The organism is Streptomyces sp. Je 1-369 (assembly GCF_026810505.1).
Lineage (GTDB): Bacteria > Actinomycetota > Actinomycetes > Streptomycetales > Streptomycetaceae > Streptomyces.
In genome coordinates this window covers 4,840,480-4,859,648 of sequence record NZ_CP101750.1, presented here as the reverse complement: position 1 = coordinate 4,859,648, position 19,169 = coordinate 4,840,480, and the positions used below count along the sequence as shown (strand labels likewise).

Sequence of the window (19,169 nt, the reverse complement as noted above, 5' to 3'; positions counted from 1 at the left end):
AAAGGCCACTGTCTGGCCGTTGAATGCGCCGTTGAATGGTCGCTCTTTCCGGCGTTCCACTCGGTCGAGCGGACACCGATCGAGCGGACACTGATCGAGCGACCCCGTCAGTATTGTCCCGGCGTTTACCGGGCGTCCAATATCTGTTCGTACTGAAGCCTAGATCGGTCAGTTATGGAGATACGCCAACTCGAGTACTTCGTCGCTGTCGTCGAGGACGGCAACTTCACCAGAGCGGCGGCCAGGGTCCATGTGACACAACCGGGCGTGAGCGCACAGATCCGCCGACTCGAACGGGAACTGGGGTACGAACTGCTCGACCGGTCCGGACGCACGGTCCGCCCCACCGCCGTCGGCGAGGCCCTGCTGCCCTACGCCAAGGCCGCGCTGGCCGCGATCCGCAACGCCAGACTCGCGGTCGACCAGGTGGCGGGGCTGCTGCGGGGGCAGGTGAACGTGGGCATGGTGACGGTGGTGGCGTCGCTCGACGTGCCCGGCATGCTCGCGGAGTTCCAGGCGGAGCATCCCACCGTGGAGGTGGCGCTGCGCCAGGGCAGCACCGACGACCTCGTCGACGCGCTGAAGGACGGCGAACTCGACATGGCCTTCCTCGGCATGGCCGTCGAGCCCCCGGCCTTCCTGCGCACGGAGGTCATCCTCACCGACCCGCTCGTCGCGGTGCTGCGCTCGGACGACGAGTACGCCGAGCGGGATTCCCTGCTGCTCAAGGAGTTGGCGCCCCGTCAGCTGCTCTCGCTGCCGAGCGACAGCGGCACCCGGCGCCAGCTCGACAGCTCCCTCGCCACGGCGGGCATCGACGCACCCATCGCCTTCGCGGCCAGCGATCCGCAGGTCCTGGTGGACATGGCCGCCCGCGGTTTCGGCGTGGCGATCCTGCCGCGCGGGGCGGTCAGATCAGCGGGCGAGGATCTGCGACTGATCCCGTTCCGCGACCCGGACATGCACGGGCGGCTATATCTGGCGTGGCCCGACGACCGGACGATCGATCCCGCGGCGCAGGCGGTCATCCAGCACGCGCTCCACCGCATTCAGGAACGTAACGCCCCTGCCGAAACCGGACCCTGACGCGCCGTCACTTCACGGGCTGCGGCTCGCCCGCCTCGACACCGGCGTCACCGGCGTCCTGCGGCGGCTGCTTGGCGGCCAGGAAGTCCTTGGTGCGGATCAGGAAGAAGGCGAACACCGCTCCGGCCAGGGCCAGTACACCGGTGATGATCAGCAGATCGTTGAGCGCCTCCGCGTAACCGGAGTGCAGCGCGGTGGCGACCTCGTCCCGCATCGACGCCGGCACCTTCTCGCCGAGCCCCGACACGTCGCCGTGCTCGACGGCGGCCGCGACACCCGGGGCGCTGCTCGCCAGCTCCGGAATGCCCGACAGGTTCCGCAGGACGTCGTCGTGGAGCGACGCCGTGAAGATGGAGCCGAGGATCGGGATGCTGGCGGCCATGCCGACCTGCCGGAAGGTGATGTTGATGCCCGACGCGGTGCCCGACCGGTCCGGCGTGACCACGCCGACGGCGGTGGAGGCGAGCGGCGGGTTGACGACGCCGCTGCCGATACCGGCCACGACGAAGCCGGGGATGAGGTGGGTCCAGCTGCTCGACGCGTCGTTCCCCGACATGAGGAGCAGGCCGATGCCGACGAGAAGGAGACCGGGGCCGATCAGCCACTTCACCGGCAGCTTGCTGCTCAGCCGTCCCGCGACGGTCGACGCCACCAGGGCGCACACGCTGATCACCAGCAGGCGCACGCTGGATTCGAGCACGGAGTAGCCGAGGCCGTTCTGCAGGTAGAGCACCAGGTAGAGGAGCATCGCGAACAGCGAGCCGTTCATGGTGAACGCGGCTATCGAGCCGCCCACGAACGTCGGGGTGCGGAACAGCGACAGGTCGAACAGAGGTTCCGCGGACCGGAGTTCCACGATCAGGAAGGTGATCAGGAGGGCGGCGGCCGCACCCAGCCACAGCACGACGTCGGTGTTGCCCCACTCCGTCTCACCGGCCCGGATCAGACCGTAGATCAGCGCGACCAGACCACTGGTAAACAGGACGAAGCCCGGCCAGTCCAGCTTGAGCCTGCCCCGCGCCGGGGACTCGTCGACCTTCCACAGCGTCACCAGGATGGCGATGACGCCGAGGGGAACGTTGATGAGGAAGATGCCGCGCCAGCTGATGTTGGCCGCGATCAACCCGCCGAAGACGGGCCCGAGTCCGGAGGCCAGGCCCGTCACCGCACCCCAGACGCCGAAGGCGACGCCCCGCTCCTTCCCGGTGAAGGTCCGGGCGAGCAGCGCCAGCGACGTGGCGTACATGACCGATCCGCCGATGCCCTGTGCGGCACGCGAGAGGATCAGCATGAGGGGGGAGGACGCGATACCGCAGAGCAGCGAGCTGACGGTGAAGACGGCGAGGCCCACCATGAACAGCTTGCGGTAGCCGTAGCGGTCGGCCAGCGAACCGCCGACCAGCAGCATCGCGGCGAGGGTCAGCGAGTAGGCGTCGACGACCCATTGCGCGTCGGCGAAGCTGCTGTCGAGTCCGCTCTGGATCTGCGGCAGGACGACCGTGACGATGGTGGCATCCAGCAGGAGCATGAAGGTCGACGCACAGACGACCACCAACGTCCACCACCGCTTGGCCATGGCTGATCTCCCCCGGGGTCGATTACTTGGGCTGGATGAATTCGGGCTGGTCGAGGATGCGCAGCCACGAACCGTCGGGCTGGCGGCGCACGACCTGGGCGCGCGCGCCCGTGCCGTCCTTCGGCGGGGTGGACGTGAGCGCGATGTCACCGTTGATCAGAGTCGGAAGGGGCTCCTCCGGCTCGAACTTGGGGTTGCGCGTCATCGCCATTTCCCACAGCTTGCGGATGGCCTCGCGCCCCTGGGTGATCTGGCCGGGCGGGAAGGCGACCACCGCGTCCTCCGCGTAGAGCTCCGCCACGCCGGTCGCGTCGCCCTTGTTGGCGCGCTCGACGAACAGCCGCGTGATGTCTTCCGGCTTGAAGGCCTTCTCATATTCGGACACAGGGGAGCCTCTCGTTCAGAGCTGATTTCCAGCACCGTCAAGCTTGGCTGCGGGGATCTGGCAAGTCCAACTCCCCTTACTTCTGGCAACCAGAAGCAATAGATCTGGTTCGCGGGACCAGGACGACTGCCGGGGGGCTCCCGGCGACTGCGCTACCGACGGCTGCGCTACCGACGGCTGCCGGGGGACTGAGGAATTCCTCAGTCGCCACCTCGGCGTCCGGGCCGAACGCCCCGTACGCTCACTGGCTTCCCTGCCCCTCCGCTCCCTCCCTCTCCCCTCCCGCCCTCTCACACCGAAGACGGAGGCACCCATGTCCAGTTACGCACCGCACACGATCAGTCACGTCTTGCGAGCACTGCCATGAGGGTCGACGTCGCCTGGTGGCACCTGGACGGCACGCCGCAGACCATCGAGTCCATGCGCGAACACCTGCGCGACCACACGCTCGACCACTGGACCCAGGTGCCCGGTCTGCGGCTGAAGATCTACTTCGCGGACCGGGAGCAGAACCGGTGGGGCGCGGTGATGCTCTGGGAGACGGACGAGCGGCCACCGCTGGACGAACTGCCCCCGAACGCCGCCCTCGCACTGATCGGGCGGCCCCCGGACATACGCGCCACCTTCGAGGCGGAGGGCACGGTCGAGGGACTGCACGACCTGGCGTCGTTGCAGGCCCTGGGCCCGGCTTTCGCCGGGACGGCGTTCTCCGGGACAGCTATCACCGGGACACCCGTGGCGGTGTTGACACCCCCGAACAGCCCCGGTTCCAATGCCACGGTTCCTTCAAAAGAGAAAATGTCGGGCGAAAAGCCGGGAAGGACAACGACAACCACATGACGTCGAATACCTGGGACATCCTCGACCTCCCGCCCGGCGTCCGGCCCGACCCGGACGAATACATCAGGGCCGCGATGGACTGGCACTTCGGCCCCGAGACCGGCTCCCCGTACTGGCTGGAGCGCGCGAAGTCCCTGGACTTCGACCCGCGGACCGACATCTCCTCGGTGGCCGACCTCGTACGCTTCCCCAATGTCGCCGCCGAACTGCGCAAGGTCCGAGCCGAGGACCTGATCCCGCGCGGGTACGGCGAAAACCCGGACGTACGGGGCGTGTTCGAGAGCGGCGGCACCACCGGCGCCCCCAAACGAGTCGTCCTGCACGGCGACTGGCGCCGACGGCTGCTCCACTGGACCGGCGAGCAACTGGACGCCCACGGCTTCCCGCGGGGCGCAAACTGGCTGGGAATCGTCCCCAGCGGCCCGCACATCGTCGGTGAGTTCTTCCGGGGCTCGGCAACGACGCACGGCAACCACGGATTCACCATCGACCTCGACCCGCGCTGGGTGAAGCGCCTGATATCCGGGGGCCGCGGCAGCGAGGCCGACGACTACGCCGAGCACGTCGTAGACCAGGCGGCGGACGTACTGCGCTCGCAGAACATCGGCATCCTCACCGTCACCCCGCCGATCCTGGACCGGATCGCGCGCCGCGACGAACTCGTGGAGCTCATCAACGAGAAGGTCAGGGCGATCCGTTGGGGCGGCACACAGCTCGACCCCGACTCCCGCCAGGTGTACCGGACGGAGATCTTCCCCGACACCGTCTTCTCCGGGAACTACGGCAGCACGATGATCCTCGGCTTCGCGGGCGAGCGCCCCGGCCTCGGCGACGACGACCCCTGTGTCTTCGACACGCTGAGTCCGTACGTCACCTTCTCGGTCGTCGACCCCGAGACGCTCAGGCCGGTCCCGTACGGGGCGCGCGGCCGGGTCGTGGCCAGCCACGTCAGCAAGTCGTTCCTGCTCCCCAACAACCTCGAACGCGACCTGGCCACGCGGGTCGAGCCGCTCGACGGCGGCCCCGGCGACTCCGTGGCCGACATCGCGCCGGTCAGCAGGTTCGAGAACGAGGACGTGGTGGAGGGCGTGTACTAATGCCATCCACCCCGAATCCCGAGACCCCGAACCCCGACACCCCGTATCCCGACACCCCGACGCCCGCCCAGGACGGCACGACCGGCGATCCGGTGCGGAAACCGGTGCAGGAGCCGGTGCAGGAGCCGGTGCAGGAGCCGGTGCAGCTCGACGCGCTCGGCCCCCGCGGCGCGTTCCGCGCCAGAAACCGCCAGGTGGTCACGGACGTGACCGGCCGCCCCGCCGCCGAACTGAGCCTCGTACCCCCGCCGTTCGTCAGCCGCACCCACTCCGCGCTCCGCCGCGCGGCCCCCGCACCGGCCGATGAGCGGGTACGCAGGATCGCCGCCGCGGCCGACCTGTTCGCCACCGGCACCGTCGCCGGGCTGAGCGTGGCGGAGTACCGCCTCCTGGTCAGCCGCGTCGGCGGCGTTCCGCTCACGGAGGTCACCTCGGCCGTCGACCGGATCGCGGAACGGCTCCGGGACATCGCGACCGGCATCGCACAGGCACGGCCCGCCGGCGCGGTCACCGACTGGCGGGACCCGCTGGTCAGGAGCGGCCGGGCCGTCCACACCCGGCGCGGCGACACCTTCGCCGTGCACGCGGCGGGCAACCACCCCGGCACCCACAGCCTGTGGCCCGAGGCGCTCGCGCTGGGCTTCCGCGTCACGGTCCGGCCCTCCCGCCGCGAGCCGTTCACGCCGCACCGGCTCGTCTCCGCGCTGCGCCTCGCGGGCTTCGGGAACGACGAGATCACGCTGCTGCCCACGGACCACGCGGGCGCGGACGCCGTGCTGCGGGGCGCCGATCTGGGCCTGGTGTACGGCGGCGAGGACGTGGTCCGCAAGTACGGCGCGGACGCGACCGTCCTGCTCCAGGGCCCCGGCCGTTCCAAGGTCCTGCTGACGGCCGACGTGGACTGGCGCGACCACCTCGACACCATCGTGGACTCCGTCGCCGGGCGCGGCGGTACGGGCTGCGTGAACACGACGGCCGTCCTGGTGGAGGGCGACCCGACGCCGCTGTGCGAGGCGCTCGCCGAACGGTTCTCGGCGCTGCCCAGCCTCCCGCCGGACCACCCGAAGGCGGTGCTGCCCGTACAACCGGCCGCCGGTGCCCGGGCGCTCGCGGAGTACGTGGGGCGCCGTGCCGCGGGGGCCCGGGCCTGGCTGGGCGCGGACACGGTGGCGGACGAGCTGGGTGACGGCAGCGCGGTCCTGCGCCCGGCAGTCCACCAGCTCGACCGCGCCGACGCCCCTCAGCTCGGCGCCGAACTCCCCTTCCCCTGTGTGTGGGTGGCACCCTGGCGCCCGGCGGACGGAATCGCTCCGCTGCGCGACAGCCTGGTGCTCACCGCGCTGACGCACCAGGAACCGCTGCTCGACGGGCTCCTGGCGGAACCGTCCATCGCCAACCTGTACGTCGGAGACCACCCGACCCACTGGATGCGGCCCGGGCTGCCGCACGACGGCTACCTCTCCGATTTCCTGATGCGCACGAAGACGGTCGTACGAGACTGAAGTCGCCTCCGGTGCACCCGGCTACCGCCGGTTGCCCCGGCTGTCACCGCTGTGCGGAGCGACTGTCCACTTCCTGTGCGACGTTGAGCCAGACCTCTCCGCAGGCGCGTGCCACGTTCGCCACCATGTCGACGCAGTGGGCCGGAACGCTCTCGATGAGCCGGTTCCACTCGTCGGGGGGCAGCGTGGCCGCGTCGAGGAGCCGCAGCAGCAGACGGCCGGAGTCGGTGAAGCGGATGGAGGGGTCCCGCTTCAGGATCGGAATGAGGTCGGCGGCGACGCTCTGCTCCGCGTCCGCAGGGCTGAGCCGCGCGGAAATGGGCGATGTGACAGCGGAATCGGAGGCGATCCGGGCCGTCAGAGCCACGGCACCCACAGCACTCCCCGCCGCATCTCCCACCGGCATGGACCCCACAGACCCCACCGTTCCCATGCCACCCCTCTCTCCCATCGCCCCCACCGCTCCCACCGCTCCCACCGCTCCCAGGGCGGGGATGGCTGTGAGGTCGGGCGCGTCCTGGTGATGCGGCGAGGGAACGAGCCGCGGCCGCGCCACCACTCCCAGCCCCTGATCCCCCTCCTCCAACTTCCTGCGCACGTCACGGGCGGTGGAACGGGAGACTCCGGCGGCCCCGGCGATCTGCCGCAGCGTCGCGTCGGGGTGGGTCCGGATGAACTCGCCGGTGGCGGCGCGTGCGCTGCTGCTGTCGACCGGCCGCGTCCGGCCGTCGCGCCCGATCCGCACCGGCGCGGCGGGCAGATCGTCGCCGAGCCTGCGCCGGATGCTCCCGACCGTCTTGGGCGAGAGACCGGCGAACGAGGCGATCATGCGGTCCGACCACTGCGGGTGGGAGTGGATGATGCGGGTGGCCGCGGCGTTGCGGTCGGCCCGTGTCAGGGGCAGCCCGTGGGTGGTGTTGGCCTGGACGGCCACGATGAACACGTCCGGCTCGTATCCGTCGAGAAACCGGACGGCGATCTCCCGCTCACCGCGCAGCACGGTCGCCCGCAGGCGGTGCATGCCGTCGATGACGCGCATCGTCGGCCGGTGGACGAGGATCGGCGGCAGATCGGATCCGGCCTCGGCCAGGACCCGGATGTGGTCGACGTTCTCGCCGACCAGCCGCGGTGAGTCGGCCGACCACAAGAGGTCGACGGGTATCCGTTCGACCGGCAGTGAATGCGGCCGTATTTCCCAAGGCTTCTTTTCCGCTTCCACCGCTGCCACGACTCCCGCAGCTTCCTCGGCTTCCTCGGCTTCCTCGGCTTCCCATGCTTCCGTCGACTCGCTCGCATACATGAACCCGTCGCCCCCTGTCAGAGTTCGCCTGTCTGCATCGACACGCAACCGTCGCCCCCGCGAAGCGGAATCAATAATTCCCACCGGATTGCCCAGAACATGCTTCATGGAATGCGCAGAATGGACGCCGCGCAGGGCACAAACGGAACTCGTGACAACGCCGGAACCTGGAATAGTTGTTTACTTAAATTACCGCCCAGGTACCCCACGGGGCCACTGTGACAGCGGCCACGCCCGCCACACTCGCACACTTTCAAGCCAAATTCCCCAATTAGCTTGACAGTTAACCTCCCCACTCACACCCCAACCCCCCTCCGCCAAACCTCCATCTCTCCTCAAGCGGAATTTGACCAGAAGCCGAACGAATACCATCACCGATTACTAGAATCACGAGCCATGGAACTCAGGCAGCTCGAATACTTCGTCGCGGTGGCCGAAGAGGAGAACTTCACTCGCGCCGCGGAGCGCGTGCACATCAGCCAGTCCGGAGTGAGCGCCCAGATCCGGCAGTTGGAGCACGACCTCGGGACTTCGCTGTTCGACCGCTCGGGCCGCAGCACCCGACTCACCCCCGCCGGAGTGGCCGCACTGCGGCACGCGCGCTCGGCCCTGGCGGCCGTGGACGCCGTGCGGCAGGCGGTCGACGAGGTGAACGGCCTGATCCGGGGCAGGCTCGTGGTCGGCATGGTGACGGCATGCACGGTCACACCGCTCTTCGACGCGCTGTCCGCCTTCCACCACCGGCACCCCGGCGTGGAGATCACCCTCCTCGAAGACACCTCCGACCGCCTCCTGGAGCGACTGCGCGCGGGCACCGCGGACATAGCGCTGGTCAGCACCTCCGGTTCCACCCCACCGGGCCTGGAGGCATACGAGATCATCCGCGAGCCCCTGGTGGCCGCGATGCCCATCGGCCACCCGCTCTGCGAAAAGCCCGCGGTGACCCTCGAAGACCTGGCCCACCACTCGGTGGTGAGCCTCCCGACGGGCGCCGGGGTGCGCAGGGTCTTCGACGACGCCTGCGCCGCGGCGGGCGTCCACATGGAAATCGCGTTCCAGGCAGGCGCCCCCAGCGCAATCGCCGACCTGGCGATCCGCGGCCTGGGCGTCGCCATCCTCTCCGAGTCCCTGGTAGCCCAGCACCGCCCCCGCCTGACCACCCGCAGGATCGCGGACATCCACACGGAGCCCGTCCTGTCCCTGGCCTGGTCCACCACGGACAACCCCGCCCTGCGCCAACTGATCCACCACTGCCACGAGTCCTTCACCCGCCCGGCCCCCGTCCCCGAGCCGATCGCCTGACCAAACACAGAAAACCCCAGGTCAGATTGGATCTGACCTGGGGTTCCAGATGAGCCGCCTTCGGGATTCGAACCCGAGACCTACGCATTACGAGTGCGTTGCTCTGGCCATCTGAGCTAAGGCGGCGCGCCGTCCGCACCATCGTGCGATCAGCAACGCGGCCAAGTCTACACAGTTTTTCAGAGTGCTCCGCACACCCCCTGCGGGCGGCTATGAGCAGCGCTTTCCGTCCTTCGGGACGGTGCCCTCCAGGAGGTACGCATTGATCGTCGAGTCGACGCACTCGCTGCCGCGGCCGTACGCCGTGTGGCCGTCGCCCTCGTAGGTGAGGAGGCGGCCGGAGGAGAGCTGGGAGGCGAGGGCCTGGGCCCAGCGGTAGGGGGTCGCCGGGTCGCGGGTCGTGCCGGCTACCAGGATCGGCGCCGCGCCCTTCGCCTCGATGCGGTGCGCCTTGCCCGTGGCCCGCACCGGCCAGTACGCGCAGTTCAGCGAGGACCAGGCGAGGCCCTCGCCGAAGACCGGCGAGGCCTCCTTGAACGCCGGGACGCCCTTCTCGACCTCCGCGGGGGACGCGAAGGCGGGCGGGAGGTCCAGGCAGTTCACGGCCGCGTTGGCGAACATCAGGTTCGCGTACTTTCCGTCGCCGTCCCGCTCGTAGTAGCCGTCGGAGAGGGCGAGCAGGCCCGAGCCGTCCTTGTTCTTCATCGCCGACGTGAGCGCGTCCCGCAGCTGGGGCCAGCCCGCCTCGTCGTACATCGCCGCGATCACGCCCGTCGTGGCCAGCGCCTCGCCGAGCCGCCTGCCGCCGCTCCCCCCGATGAGCAGCGGCTGACGGTCCAGCTCGCCGAAGAACGCCTTGAGGCGCTTGCCCGCGTCCTCGGGGCTCCCCGCACCCAGGGGACACTCCTGGCCCTTCGACGCGCAGTCCTTCGCGAAGGACCGGAACGCCGTCTCGAAGCCGGCGGTCTGGTCGCGGTTCATGCGGCGCGCGGGCAGCGACGGGTCCATCGCGCCGTCCAGGACCAGCCGGCCCACCCGCTCCGGGTACAGCTCCGCATACGTCGCACCGAGGAACGTCCCGTACGACGCGCCTACGTACGACAGCTTCCCGTCACCGAGCACCGACCGCAGGACATCCATGTCGCGGGCCGCCTCGACCGTGGAGACGTGCGGCAGGACCTTCGCCGACCGCTCCTTGCAGCCGGACGCGAACGACTGGAAGGCCGTGCGCAGGGCGTCGGTCTCGTGGGGGTCGTCCGGGGTGACGTCGGTCTGCGTGTACGCGTCCATGCGCTCGCCTTCGAGGCACGTCACGGGCTCGCTGCGGGCCACGCCGCGCGGGTCGACGGCCACCATGTCGTAGCGGGCGCGGACCTCCGCGGGGTAGCCGAGGGCCGCGTACGACTGGAGGTACCCGATCGCCGAGCCGCCCGGCCCACCCGGGTTGACCAGGAGCGAACCGAGCCGGCCCTTCTTCTTGGTGGCCTGCTTGCGGGAGACCGCCAGCTGGATGTCGCCCGCCGCGGGCCTCGCGTAGTCGAGCGGGACCTTCATCGACGTGCACTGGAACCCGGGCGCACCGCAGTCGCGCCAGCTCAGCTTCTGCCCGTAGTACGGGGAGAGTTCCGCCGGTGTCGAGCGGGACAGCGACGCCAGCGAGGCCTCCACCGGTGAACTCCCGCTCGAACAGCCGGAGATGAGCAGCCCCGCGGCCACGAGCAGGATGCCGCCCGTACGGAGGGGGAGATGACGGCTGCGGCGACTGTTACGGGGGCGACCGCTGCGACCGCGACTGCTGATGTCCATCCCGCGAGACTAACTCTCCGCACGCGGACGGTCACACATCGCACTCGTACGAGTGACGCGACGTCAGTCGTCGATCCACCCCCGCCGTGAAGCCGTTCAGCCCGCCCGCAGCGCCACCGTCATCGCCTCGACCGCGAGCAGCGGCGCCACATTGCGGTCGAGGGCCGTACGGCAGGCACTGATCGCCTCGATGCGGCGGAGCGTGGCCTCGGGCGCCGCGGCCAGGGCCAGGCGCTGCAGCATGTCCTGGACCTCCGTGTTGGCGATGGCCACCTGCGAGCCGAGCTGCAGGGCGAGCACGTCTCTGTAGAGCGCGGTCAGGTCGGTGAGCGCGAGGTCGAGGCTGTCCCGCTGCGTACGCGTCCTGCGCCGCTTCTGCCTGTCCTCCAGCTCCTTCATCGCCCCGGCCGTACCGCGCGGCATCCGACCGCCCTGCGCCGCGCCGAGCGCCGCCTTCAGGTCCTCGGTCTCCTTGACGTCGACCTCCTCGGCGACCTGCTTCGCGTCCTCGGCCGCCGTGTCGATCAGCTCCTGCGCGGCCTTCAGGCAGCCGCCGATCTCCTCCACCCGCAGCGGCAGCTTCAGGACGGCGTTCCTGCGCTCACGCGCGCGTGGGTCGGTCGCAAGGCGCCGGGCCCGGTCGATGTGCCCCTGCGTGGCACGCGCCGCGGCAGCCGCCACGTTCGGCTCGATGCCGTCCCTGCGTACGAGCACGTCGGCGACCGCGTCCACCGGAGGTGTACGCAGCGTCAGGTGCCGGCAGCGCGAACGGATGGTCGGCAGCACGTCCTCCAGGGAGGGCGCGCAGAGCAGCCACACCGTGCGGGGGGCGGGTTCTTCGACTGCCTTCAGGAGGACGTTCCCCGCGCCCTCGGTGAGGCGGTCGGCATCCTCAAGGACGATGACCTGCCACCGGCCCACAGCGGGCGACAACTGGGCGCGCCTGACGAGGTCGCGGGTCTCCTTCACGCCGATGGAGAGCATGTCCGTGCGGACCACTTCCACGTCGGCGTGGGTGCCGATCAGGCTGGTGTGGCAGCCGTCGCAGAAGCCGCAGCCGGGGGCGCCGCCGAGCGCGCGGTCCGGGCTGGTGCACTGCAGGGCGGCGGCGAAGGCCCGCGCGGCGGTGGCCCGTCCGGAGCCGGGCGGGCCCGTGAACAGCCAGGCGTGCGTCATCTTCGACGACTCCGGAGGCGGCGTGTCCGTACTGACCGCGGTCACCAGCGCGTCGGCGTCCCGGGCGGCGGCGCCCAGCTGCTCGCTCACCCGCTCCTGCCCCACCAGGTCGTCCCACACGCTCATGGGGTCACCGCCTTACGCCGCGTTCTGCTGCTGTTCCACCGGACCGATCCGCCGGACCGATCCGCTGGACCGATCCGCCGGACTGCCATTGTGCGGGACGCCTCTGACAATCCGGCCCGGACCTTCAGCGACGTGCTCAGCGGCCTCGCCGACCGCGCCGCTTCCGCCGGTCGCCGTCGTCGTCACCCGCGGCGTCGTCGTCCGCGTCCTCGTGCGACCCGAGCAGTTCGTCCGCGAGCGACGGCAGGTCGTCGAGCGGCGTCTCCTCGGCCCAGTCGGAGCCCGCGTGCCGGGGCACGCCGTGCTCGTCGACCTGCGGCAGCTCACGGGTCCGGTCGTTGGCACCGTCGAGCGAGGACGCGGGCTCGGCGGCGGGTCGCTCGTCCCGGAAGTACCCCGGCGGCACCTTGTCCTGCCCCACGGCAGGCAGCACGGCCGTCTCGTCCGCGGCGCCCGCGGGCTCGGTCGCCCGCGGCAGCACCGCGGTGTCCTCCGCGCTCGGACCCTCGACCCCGGCATCGGCACCGTCACCGGTCCCGGTCCCGACCGCAGGCAGCACGGCCGTCTCGTCGGTGGCTCCGGACGGGGGCTTCACCACCGGCGTCGGCACGGTGGTCTCGTTGTCGGGTACGGACGGCTCGGCCGCAGCCTTCTGCTCGGGAGCAGGAGCGTCCCGCTCAGGAGCTGGGGCCTTCTTTTCAGCGGCCGCCGCCGGCTTACGCACAGGCGTCGGCCTCTTCCGCTCCGGAGCCGCCGCAGCCGTCGCCGCAGCCGCAGAGGCCGCCGCGAGCCGCCGCGCCTCCTCAGCCCGCAGCAGCGCCTCCTCGGCCTTCCGCTGCTTCTCGAGCCGCCGCTGCTCCGCCTCCGCGCGCAGCCGCGCCTCTTCCTCGGCCTCGCGCTTGCGCCGCGCCTCCTCGGCCGCCCGCACCTTCTCCTCGGCGAGGAGCCTGGCCTTCTCCCCCTCGGCCTTGCGCCGTGCCTCCTCGGCACGCTTCCTGGCCTCCTCGGCCTGCCGCTCGGCCTCGCGGCGCTGGGCCTCCTCCAGCTCGCGCCGCTTGCGCTCCTCCTCCTCGGCACGGAGCTTGGCGAGCTGCTCCTGGCGCTCGCGCTCGAGGCGCTCCTCCTCGGCCTTGCGCGCGGCCTCTTCCTCGGCCTTGCGCCTGGCTTCCTCCTCGGCGGCCTTGCGGGCCTCCTCCTGTGCCTTCACCTCGGCTTCGGAGAGGGGCAGTACGAGGTCGAGCCGGTGCCGGATCACGGTCGTGACCGCCTCCGGCTCCTGGGAGGCGTCGACGATCAGGTACCGCCCGGGGTCGGCGGCGGCGAGCGTGAGGAATCCGGAACGCACGCGCGCGTGGAACTCGGCGGGCTCCGACTCCAGTCGGTCGGGGGCCTCCGTGAACCGCTCGCGGGCAGCCTCGGGCGACACGTCGAGCAGGCACGTCAGGTTCGGTACGAGACCGCCGGTCGCCCAGCGGTTGATGCGGGCGATCTCGGTCGGCGACAGGTCACGTCCTGCGCCCTGGTAGGCGACGGACGAGTCGATGTAGCGGTCGGAGATGACCACGGCGCCGCGTTCGAGGGCGGGGCGCACGACGGTGTCGACGTGCTCCGCGCGGTCGGCGGCGTACAGGAGCGCTTCGGCACGGTGCGAGAGACCGGCCGACGAGACGTCGAGGAGGATCGAGCGCAGCCGCTTGCCGACGGGCGTGGCCCCCGGCTCGCGCGTGACGACGACTTCGTGGCCCTTGGCGCGGATCCACTCGGCGAGCGCTTCGGCCTGCGTCGACTTGCCGGCGCCGTCGCCGCCCTCAAGGGCGATGAAGAAGCCGGTGGCGCAGGGCGCCTGCGCCGGGTCGTCGCCGCCGCGCAGCGCGTCAAGGAGGTCGTGCCGGAGGGGGACGCCCTGCCGGTCGTCGGCCTTGGCGAGGACCAGCGCGGCCACCGGCAGGAGCAGGGCGCCGACCAGCATGAGCGTGAACGCGGCGCCGCCGTGGTCGAAGACGAACTTGCCGTTGACCATCCGGTGCGGCCCGATCGCGGCGGCCACCACCGGGGCGATCAGCGCGCCGAGCGCGAGGGTGAGGCGTACGACCGCGTGGAGGTGTTCCGTCGTACGGGCCCTGCGGTAGTCCTCGACCTCCTGGTCCAGCAGCGCGTGGCCGATGTTCGCGGCGACGCCCGCGCAGACCCCCGCGAGGGCCAGGAGCAGCAGCACGGTCGTCACGTCGGGCACGAGGCCCGCGGCGAGCAGCGCGATGCCGGTGAGGGCGATGGCGAGGGCGAGCAGCCTGCGGCGCGAGAGCGTGGGCAGCAGGGACGGCGCGGTGCGGATGCCGACGGCGGTGCCGCCGGTCAGGGCGAGGACGATCAGGCCGTATGTGACGGGTCCGCCGCCCAGGTCCTTGGCGTGCAGCACGGCGACGGCGACGGCGGCCGCGATGGCCCCCGTGACGGCGGCGCAGGCCGCGACGAACAGCGAGATGGCGCCGGTGCGGCCCTTGTCGGTGCCGGTGCCGGTACGCGGCCTGCGCAGCCCCTCGAGCGGGCTGCGGGCGCGGGGCGTCTGCGTACGGGGAAGTTCGAGGAGGTACAGGATCGACAGCGACGCGGCGAAGAGTCCGGCCGCCACGAAGGAGGCCAGTCCGGCTTGGTGGAGCTCGAACCAGTCGAGGCCCGCGCCGAGCAGGTTGCCGATGAGGGTGATGGCGACGAGGGTCGCGGCCGCGAGGGGCAGCGCGAGGAATCCCGTACGCAGGGACAGGCGCCGCAGCGCGTCCATGTGGTCCGGCAGCGGCCGTACCGTCGCGCCCTCCAGGGGCGGTGCGGGCAGCAGCGCGGGCGCCGCGCTCTCCTTGGCGACGGTCCAGAAGCGCTCGGCGACGCCGATGACGAAGGACGTCACCAGGATCATCGCGAGGGCGTTGTCCGGGGTCCAGTCGATCCACAGGGGTGCGACGACGAGGAGCGCGGCACGCACTCCGTCGGCGCCGACCATGGTCCAGCGGCGGTCGAGCGGTCCGTCCGGGGAGGTGAGCGAGGTGAGCGGTCCCAACAGCACCGCCCCGAAGAGCAGCGTCGCGAGGACGCGTGCTCCGAAGACGGCGGTCACGGCGAAGGCGACACCCCGATAGCCGCCTCCGAAGGCGGCTTCGGCGATGGCCGACTGGAGCGCGAGGATCACCAGGACGAGGAGCGCGAGCGCGTCGCCGACACTGCCGACGAGATGGGCGCTCCACAACCTCTTCAGCTGCGGTACGCGCAGCAAGGCGCGGACGGCACGCTCTCGGGAATCTGCGACCAGGGCGTCGTCGGGGGCCGGGTTTCCGGCCGTTGGCTGCTCGGCACGCGTCATCCGTCCAGCCTATCTGGACGGACCGACTCCCCGCCGAGCCACCCGAACAAACGACCGTCAGGTCCGGGTGGCTCCCGGTATGGGAGCCCTGGGGCACCCACGGGGCAGCGGTGTCACTCCTCCGAAGCAGCACTCTTCGAAGCGGCCGTCTTCTTGGCGGCAGTCTTCTTGGTAGTGGTCTTCTTCGCGGCAGTGGTCTTCTTGGCCGCCGTTTTCTTGGCGGCGGTCTTCTTTGCGGGCGCCTTCTTGGCAGGTGCCTTCTTCGCGGTCTTCTTGGCGGGGCCCTTCGCCCGCTTCTCCGCGAGGAGCTCGTAACCCCGCTCCGGGGTGATGTCCTCGACGGAGTCGGCCGCCCGCAGCGTCGCGTTCGTCTCGCCGTCCGTGACGTACGCCCCGAAGCGGCCGTCCTTGACGACGACCGGCTTCTTGCTGACCGGGTCCTCGCCGAGCTCCTTCAGGGGCGGCTTGGCGGCGGCGCGGCCACGCTGCTTCGGCTTGGAGTAGATCTCCAGGGCCTCTTCCAGCGTGATGGTGAAGAGCTGCTCCTCGGTGTCGATGGAGCGCGAGTCGGTGCCCTTCTTCAGGTACGGCCCGTACCGCCCGTTCTGCGCGGTGATCTCGACGCCTTCCGCGTCGGCACCCACCACGCGCGGGAGGGACATCAGTTTGAGGGCGTCCTCCAGAGTGACCGTGTCGAGGGACATGGTCTTGAAGAGGGAGGCCGTACGCGGCTTGACCGCGTTCTTGCCGGTCTTCGGGGTGCCCTCGGGGAGCACCTCGGTGACGTACGGGCCGTAGCGGCCGTCCTTGGCGACGATCTGGTGGCCGCTCTGCGGGTCCGCGCCCAGCTCGAAGTCGCCGCTCGGCTTGGCGAGCAGCTCCTCCGCGTACTCGACGGTCAGCTCGTCGGGTGCCAGGTCGTCGGGGACGTCCGCGCGCTGGTGGTTCTCGGAGTCGCGCTCGCCGCGCTCGATGTAGGGGCCGTAGCGCCCGACGCGCAGCACGACGTCGTTGCCCACGGGGAAGGACGACACCTCGCGGGCGTCGATCGCGCCGAGGTCGGTGACGAGCTCCTTGAGGCCGCCGAGGTGGTCTCCGTCGCCGTTGCCCGCGTCGGCGGCGCCGCCGGAGGCCTCGCCCTCGCCGAAGTAGAAGCGCCGCAGCCACGGCACGGCCTGCGCCTCGCCCCGCGCGATGCGGTCGAGGTCGTCCTCCATCCTGGCGGTGAAGTCGTAGTCGACGAGGCGGCCGAAGTGCTTTTCGAGCAGGTTGACCACGGCGAAGCTCAGGAAGGAGGGCACGAGGGCCGTCCCCTTCTTGAAGACGTATCCGCGATCGAGGATCGTGCCGAGGATCGACGCGTACGTCGACGGGCGGCCGATCTCACGCTCTTCGAGCTCCTTGACGAGGCTGGCCTCGGTGTAGCGGGCCGGGGGCTTCGTCGCGTGGCCGTCGACCGAGATCTCGTCGGCGGAGAGCGCGTCGCCCTGGTTGACCTGCGGGAGCCTGCGCTCGCGGTCGTCCAGCTCGGCGTTCGGGTCGTCGGCCCCCTCGACGTACGCCTTGAGGAAGCCGTGGAAGGTGATGGTCTTGCCGGACGCGCTGAACTCTGCGTCGCGGCCGTCGGAGGCGCGGCCGCCGATCTTGACCGTGACGGAGTTGCCCGTCGCGTCCTTCATCTGGGAGGCGACGGTCCGCTTCCAGATGAGCTCGTAGAGCCGGAACTGGTCGCCGGTCAGACCGGTCTCGGCGGGCGTGCGGAAACGATCCCCTGACGGGCGGATCGCCTCGTGCGCCTCCTGGGCGTTCTTGACCTTCCCGGCGTACGTGCGCGGCTTGTCCGGCAGGTAGTCGCTGCCGTAGAGCTGCGTGACCTGCGCACGGGCTGCGGTGACCGCCGTGTCCGACAGAGTCGTGGAGTCCGTACGCATGTACGTGATGAAGCCGTTCTCGTACAGCTTCTGGGCCACCTGCATGGTGGCCTTCGCGCCGAAGCCCAGCTTGCGCGAGGCCTCCTGCTGCATCGTCGTCGTACGGAACGGGGCGTACGGCGAGCGGCGGTACGGCTTGGACTCGACCGACCGCACGGAGAAAGAGGTGTCCTGGAGGGCGGCGGCCAGCGCGCGGGCGTTCGCCTCGTCCAGGTGCAGCGTGTCGGACTTGAGCTGTCCGACGGAGTTGAAGTCACGGCCCTGCGCGATGCGCTTGCCGTCGACCGCGGTGAGGCGGGCGACGAGCTGCGACGGGTCGGAGGCGTCACCGGCGCGGCCGGTGCCGAAGGTGCCGGTCAGGTCCCAGTACTCGGCGGAGCGGAAGGCGATGCGCTCGCGTTCCCGCTCGACGACGAGGCGGGTGGCCACGGACTGCACGCGGCCGGCCGACAGGCGCGGCATGACCTTCTTCCAGAGGACCGGCGAGACCTCGTAGCCGTAGAGACGGTCGAGGATGCGGCGGGTCTCCTGGGCGTCGACCATGCGCTTGTTGAGCTCGCGCGGGTTGGCGACGGCGCTGCGGATCGCGTCCTTGGTGATCTCGTGGAACACCATGCGGTGGACGGGGACCTTGGGCTTCAGGACCTCGAGGAGGTGCCACGCGATGGCTTCGCCCTCGCGGTCCTCATCGGTGGCGAGGAAGAGTTCGTCGGACTCCTTCAGGAGGTCCTTGAGCTTCTTGACCTGCGCCTTCTTGTCGGCGTTGACGACATAGATGGGCTGGAAGTCGTGTTCGACGTCCACGCCGAGGCGGCGGACCTCGCCGGTGTACTTCTCCGGCACCTCCGCGGCGCCGTTGGGGAGGTCGCGGATGTGCCCGACGCTGGCCTCGACTACGTAGCCGGGGCCGAGGTAGCTCTTGATCGTCTTCGCCTTGGCAGGCGACTCGACGATGACGAGTCGGCGGCCGCCCTGTGCGGTCTCGCTGGTCGGGGACAACTTCGCTCTTCTCTCCGGTCGGCGCTCGGTGGCAGTGCGCGGCAGCAGTGCTCGGTCGCACTGCCGCGTCGCCCCGCTCACTCGCATTGCGCTGTGGCAATGCTCGTGGCAGTGCGGTGACAGTGCCCGCATGGCTTGCGTTGCGCTGTCGCTGCGGAGTGTGACGGTACATCCCGCCCCCGTGTCAAACGGGAAAAGCCCGCAACGGCCACTCGAACGGTAACCCGACTACCGCCATTCCTGCCGCCCGGAGTGGCGACCCACTGTTTCAGCACCTCACACGGCCGGAGCCCGCACGAGGCCTGTGCGATCACTGGGGAGGGTGCGTCGCCGGAGTCGCGGCGCGGCCGCTCTCCAGCCGCTTTGCCTCCGCTTCACAGCCTCGTGAAGCACCACGCCCCGAGCAGCAGCGCGCCCGATCCCGCGAGCGTCGCGAAGGTCACCGATGCGACGGGGTTCACACCCTGGGCGACGGGAGCGCGGTGCGCGACACGCACACCCGTCCACATCAGCAGTCCGGCGCCGAACAGTGCGAACACCGTTCCGGCGAAGATCGCTGGCCCGCTCTCCATGGTCTTGCCTCCCCGTGCCGAGTTCCCCTGTCGGGAGGCTGACACGCACGGGAATCGGGAGGACGAAATCGGGGTGAACGGCGAGCGGGGATGTTGGCCTGATCAGCCCCCAACCGTCC

13 protein-coding genes and 1 tRNA gene are annotated in these 19,169 nt (G+C 70.6%); 5 read left to right on the top strand and 9 right to left on the bottom strand.

What is annotated here, in order from left to right; all coding sequences use genetic code 11:
* Nucleotides 1-174: 174 nt before the first annotated feature.
* The gene (locus NOO62_RS22210) at nucleotides 175-1,086 is read left to right on the top strand and encodes a LysR family transcriptional regulator (protein WP_268772644.1); all 912 of its coding nucleotides are present in this window, start codon (nucleotides 175-177) and stop codon (nucleotides 1,084-1,086) included.
* A gap of 7 nt (nucleotides 1,087-1,093) precedes the next feature.
* Here the strand turns inward: NOO62_RS22210 and NOO62_RS22205 are convergent, their stop codons facing one another.
* Entirely contained in the window at nucleotides 1,094-2,662 is a 1,569-nt protein-coding gene (locus NOO62_RS22205) for an MFS transporter (protein WP_268772643.1), read from the bottom strand.
* Nucleotides 2,663-2,684: 22 nt separating this feature from the next.
* Nucleotides 2,685-3,047: a YybH family protein gene (locus tag NOO62_RS22200; RefSeq protein WP_268772642.1), complete on the bottom strand. Its 363-nt coding sequence runs from the start codon at nucleotides 3,045-3,047 to the stop codon at nucleotides 2,685-2,687.
* 363 nt (nucleotides 3,048-3,410) lie between these two features.
* On the opposite strand from NOO62_RS22200, the gene NOO62_RS22195 reads away from it, so the two are divergent.
* The 3 genes from NOO62_RS22195 to NOO62_RS22185 are packed head-to-tail and all read left to right on the top strand — an operon-like array spanning nucleotide 3,411 to nucleotide 6,486.
* Nucleotides 3,411-3,887 carry a hypothetical protein gene (locus NOO62_RS22195; RefSeq protein ID WP_268772641.1) on the top strand — a complete coding sequence of 159 codons (477 nt, stop codon included), beginning with the start codon at nucleotides 3,411-3,413 and terminating at the stop codon, nucleotides 3,885-3,887.
* Nucleotides 3,884-4,984, top strand: coding sequence for a phenazine antibiotic biosynthesis protein (locus tag NOO62_RS22190; protein WP_268772640.1), 1,101 nt, complete (start codon nucleotides 3,884-3,886; stop codon nucleotides 4,982-4,984). The genes NOO62_RS22195 and NOO62_RS22190 overlap by 4 nt, the downstream gene beginning before the upstream one ends.
* On the top strand, nucleotides 4,984-6,486 hold the full coding sequence (locus NOO62_RS22185; protein WP_268772639.1) for an aldehyde dehydrogenase family protein: 1,503 nt from the start codon (nucleotides 4,984-4,986) through the stop codon (nucleotides 6,484-6,486). Before NOO62_RS22190 ends, NOO62_RS22185 begins: the two co-directional genes overlap by 1 nt.
* A gap of 43 nt (nucleotides 6,487-6,529) precedes the next feature.
* Here the strand turns inward: NOO62_RS22185 and NOO62_RS22180 are convergent, their stop codons facing one another.
* Nucleotides 6,530-7,786, bottom strand: coding sequence for a ParB/RepB/Spo0J family partition protein (locus NOO62_RS22180; RefSeq protein WP_268772638.1), 1,257 nt, complete (start codon nucleotides 7,784-7,786; stop codon nucleotides 6,530-6,532).
* Between the two features lie 396 nt (nucleotides 7,787-8,182).
* Here NOO62_RS22180 and NOO62_RS22175 point away from each other — a divergent pair, with 396 nt between their 5' ends.
* Nucleotides 8,183-9,088: a LysR family transcriptional regulator gene (locus tag NOO62_RS22175; protein WP_268772637.1), complete on the top strand. Its 906-nt coding sequence runs from the start codon at nucleotides 8,183-8,185 to the stop codon at nucleotides 9,086-9,088.
* 52 nt (nucleotides 9,089-9,140) lie between these two features.
* On the opposite strand, the gene NOO62_RS22170 is transcribed toward NOO62_RS22175, so the two are convergent.
* The 6 genes from NOO62_RS22170 to NOO62_RS22145 form a co-directional block, all read right to left on the bottom strand.
* A tRNA-Thr gene (locus tag NOO62_RS22170) sits at nucleotides 9,141-9,214 on the bottom strand.
* Between the two features lie 84 nt (nucleotides 9,215-9,298).
* Complete coding sequence (locus NOO62_RS22165) at nucleotides 9,299-10,894, bottom strand: alpha/beta hydrolase (RefSeq protein WP_268772636.1); 1,596 nt, start codon at nucleotides 10,892-10,894, stop codon at nucleotides 9,299-9,301.
* Nucleotides 10,895-10,990: 96 nt separating this feature from the next.
* The gene (locus NOO62_RS22160) at nucleotides 10,991-12,196 is read right to left on the bottom strand and encodes a DNA polymerase III subunit delta' (RefSeq protein ID WP_268772635.1); all 1,206 of its coding nucleotides are present in this window, start codon (nucleotides 12,194-12,196) and stop codon (nucleotides 10,991-10,993) included.
* 136 nt (nucleotides 12,197-12,332) lie between these two features.
* On the bottom strand, nucleotides 12,333-15,548 hold the full coding sequence (gene tmk / locus NOO62_RS22155) for a dTMP kinase (protein WP_268772634.1): 3,216 nt from the start codon (nucleotides 15,546-15,548) through the stop codon (nucleotides 12,333-12,335).
* Between the two features lie 113 nt (nucleotides 15,549-15,661).
* On the bottom strand, nucleotides 15,662-18,478 hold the full coding sequence (gene topA, locus NOO62_RS22150) for a type I DNA topoisomerase (RefSeq protein ID WP_268772633.1): 2,817 nt from the start codon (nucleotides 18,476-18,478) through the stop codon (nucleotides 15,662-15,664).
* A gap of 374 nt (nucleotides 18,479-18,852) precedes the next feature.
* Nucleotides 18,853-19,050 carry a hypothetical protein gene (locus tag NOO62_RS22145; protein ID WP_268772632.1) on the bottom strand — a complete coding sequence of 66 codons (198 nt, stop codon included), beginning with the start codon at nucleotides 19,048-19,050 and terminating at the stop codon, nucleotides 18,853-18,855.
* Nucleotides 19,051-19,169 lie beyond the last annotated feature (119 nt).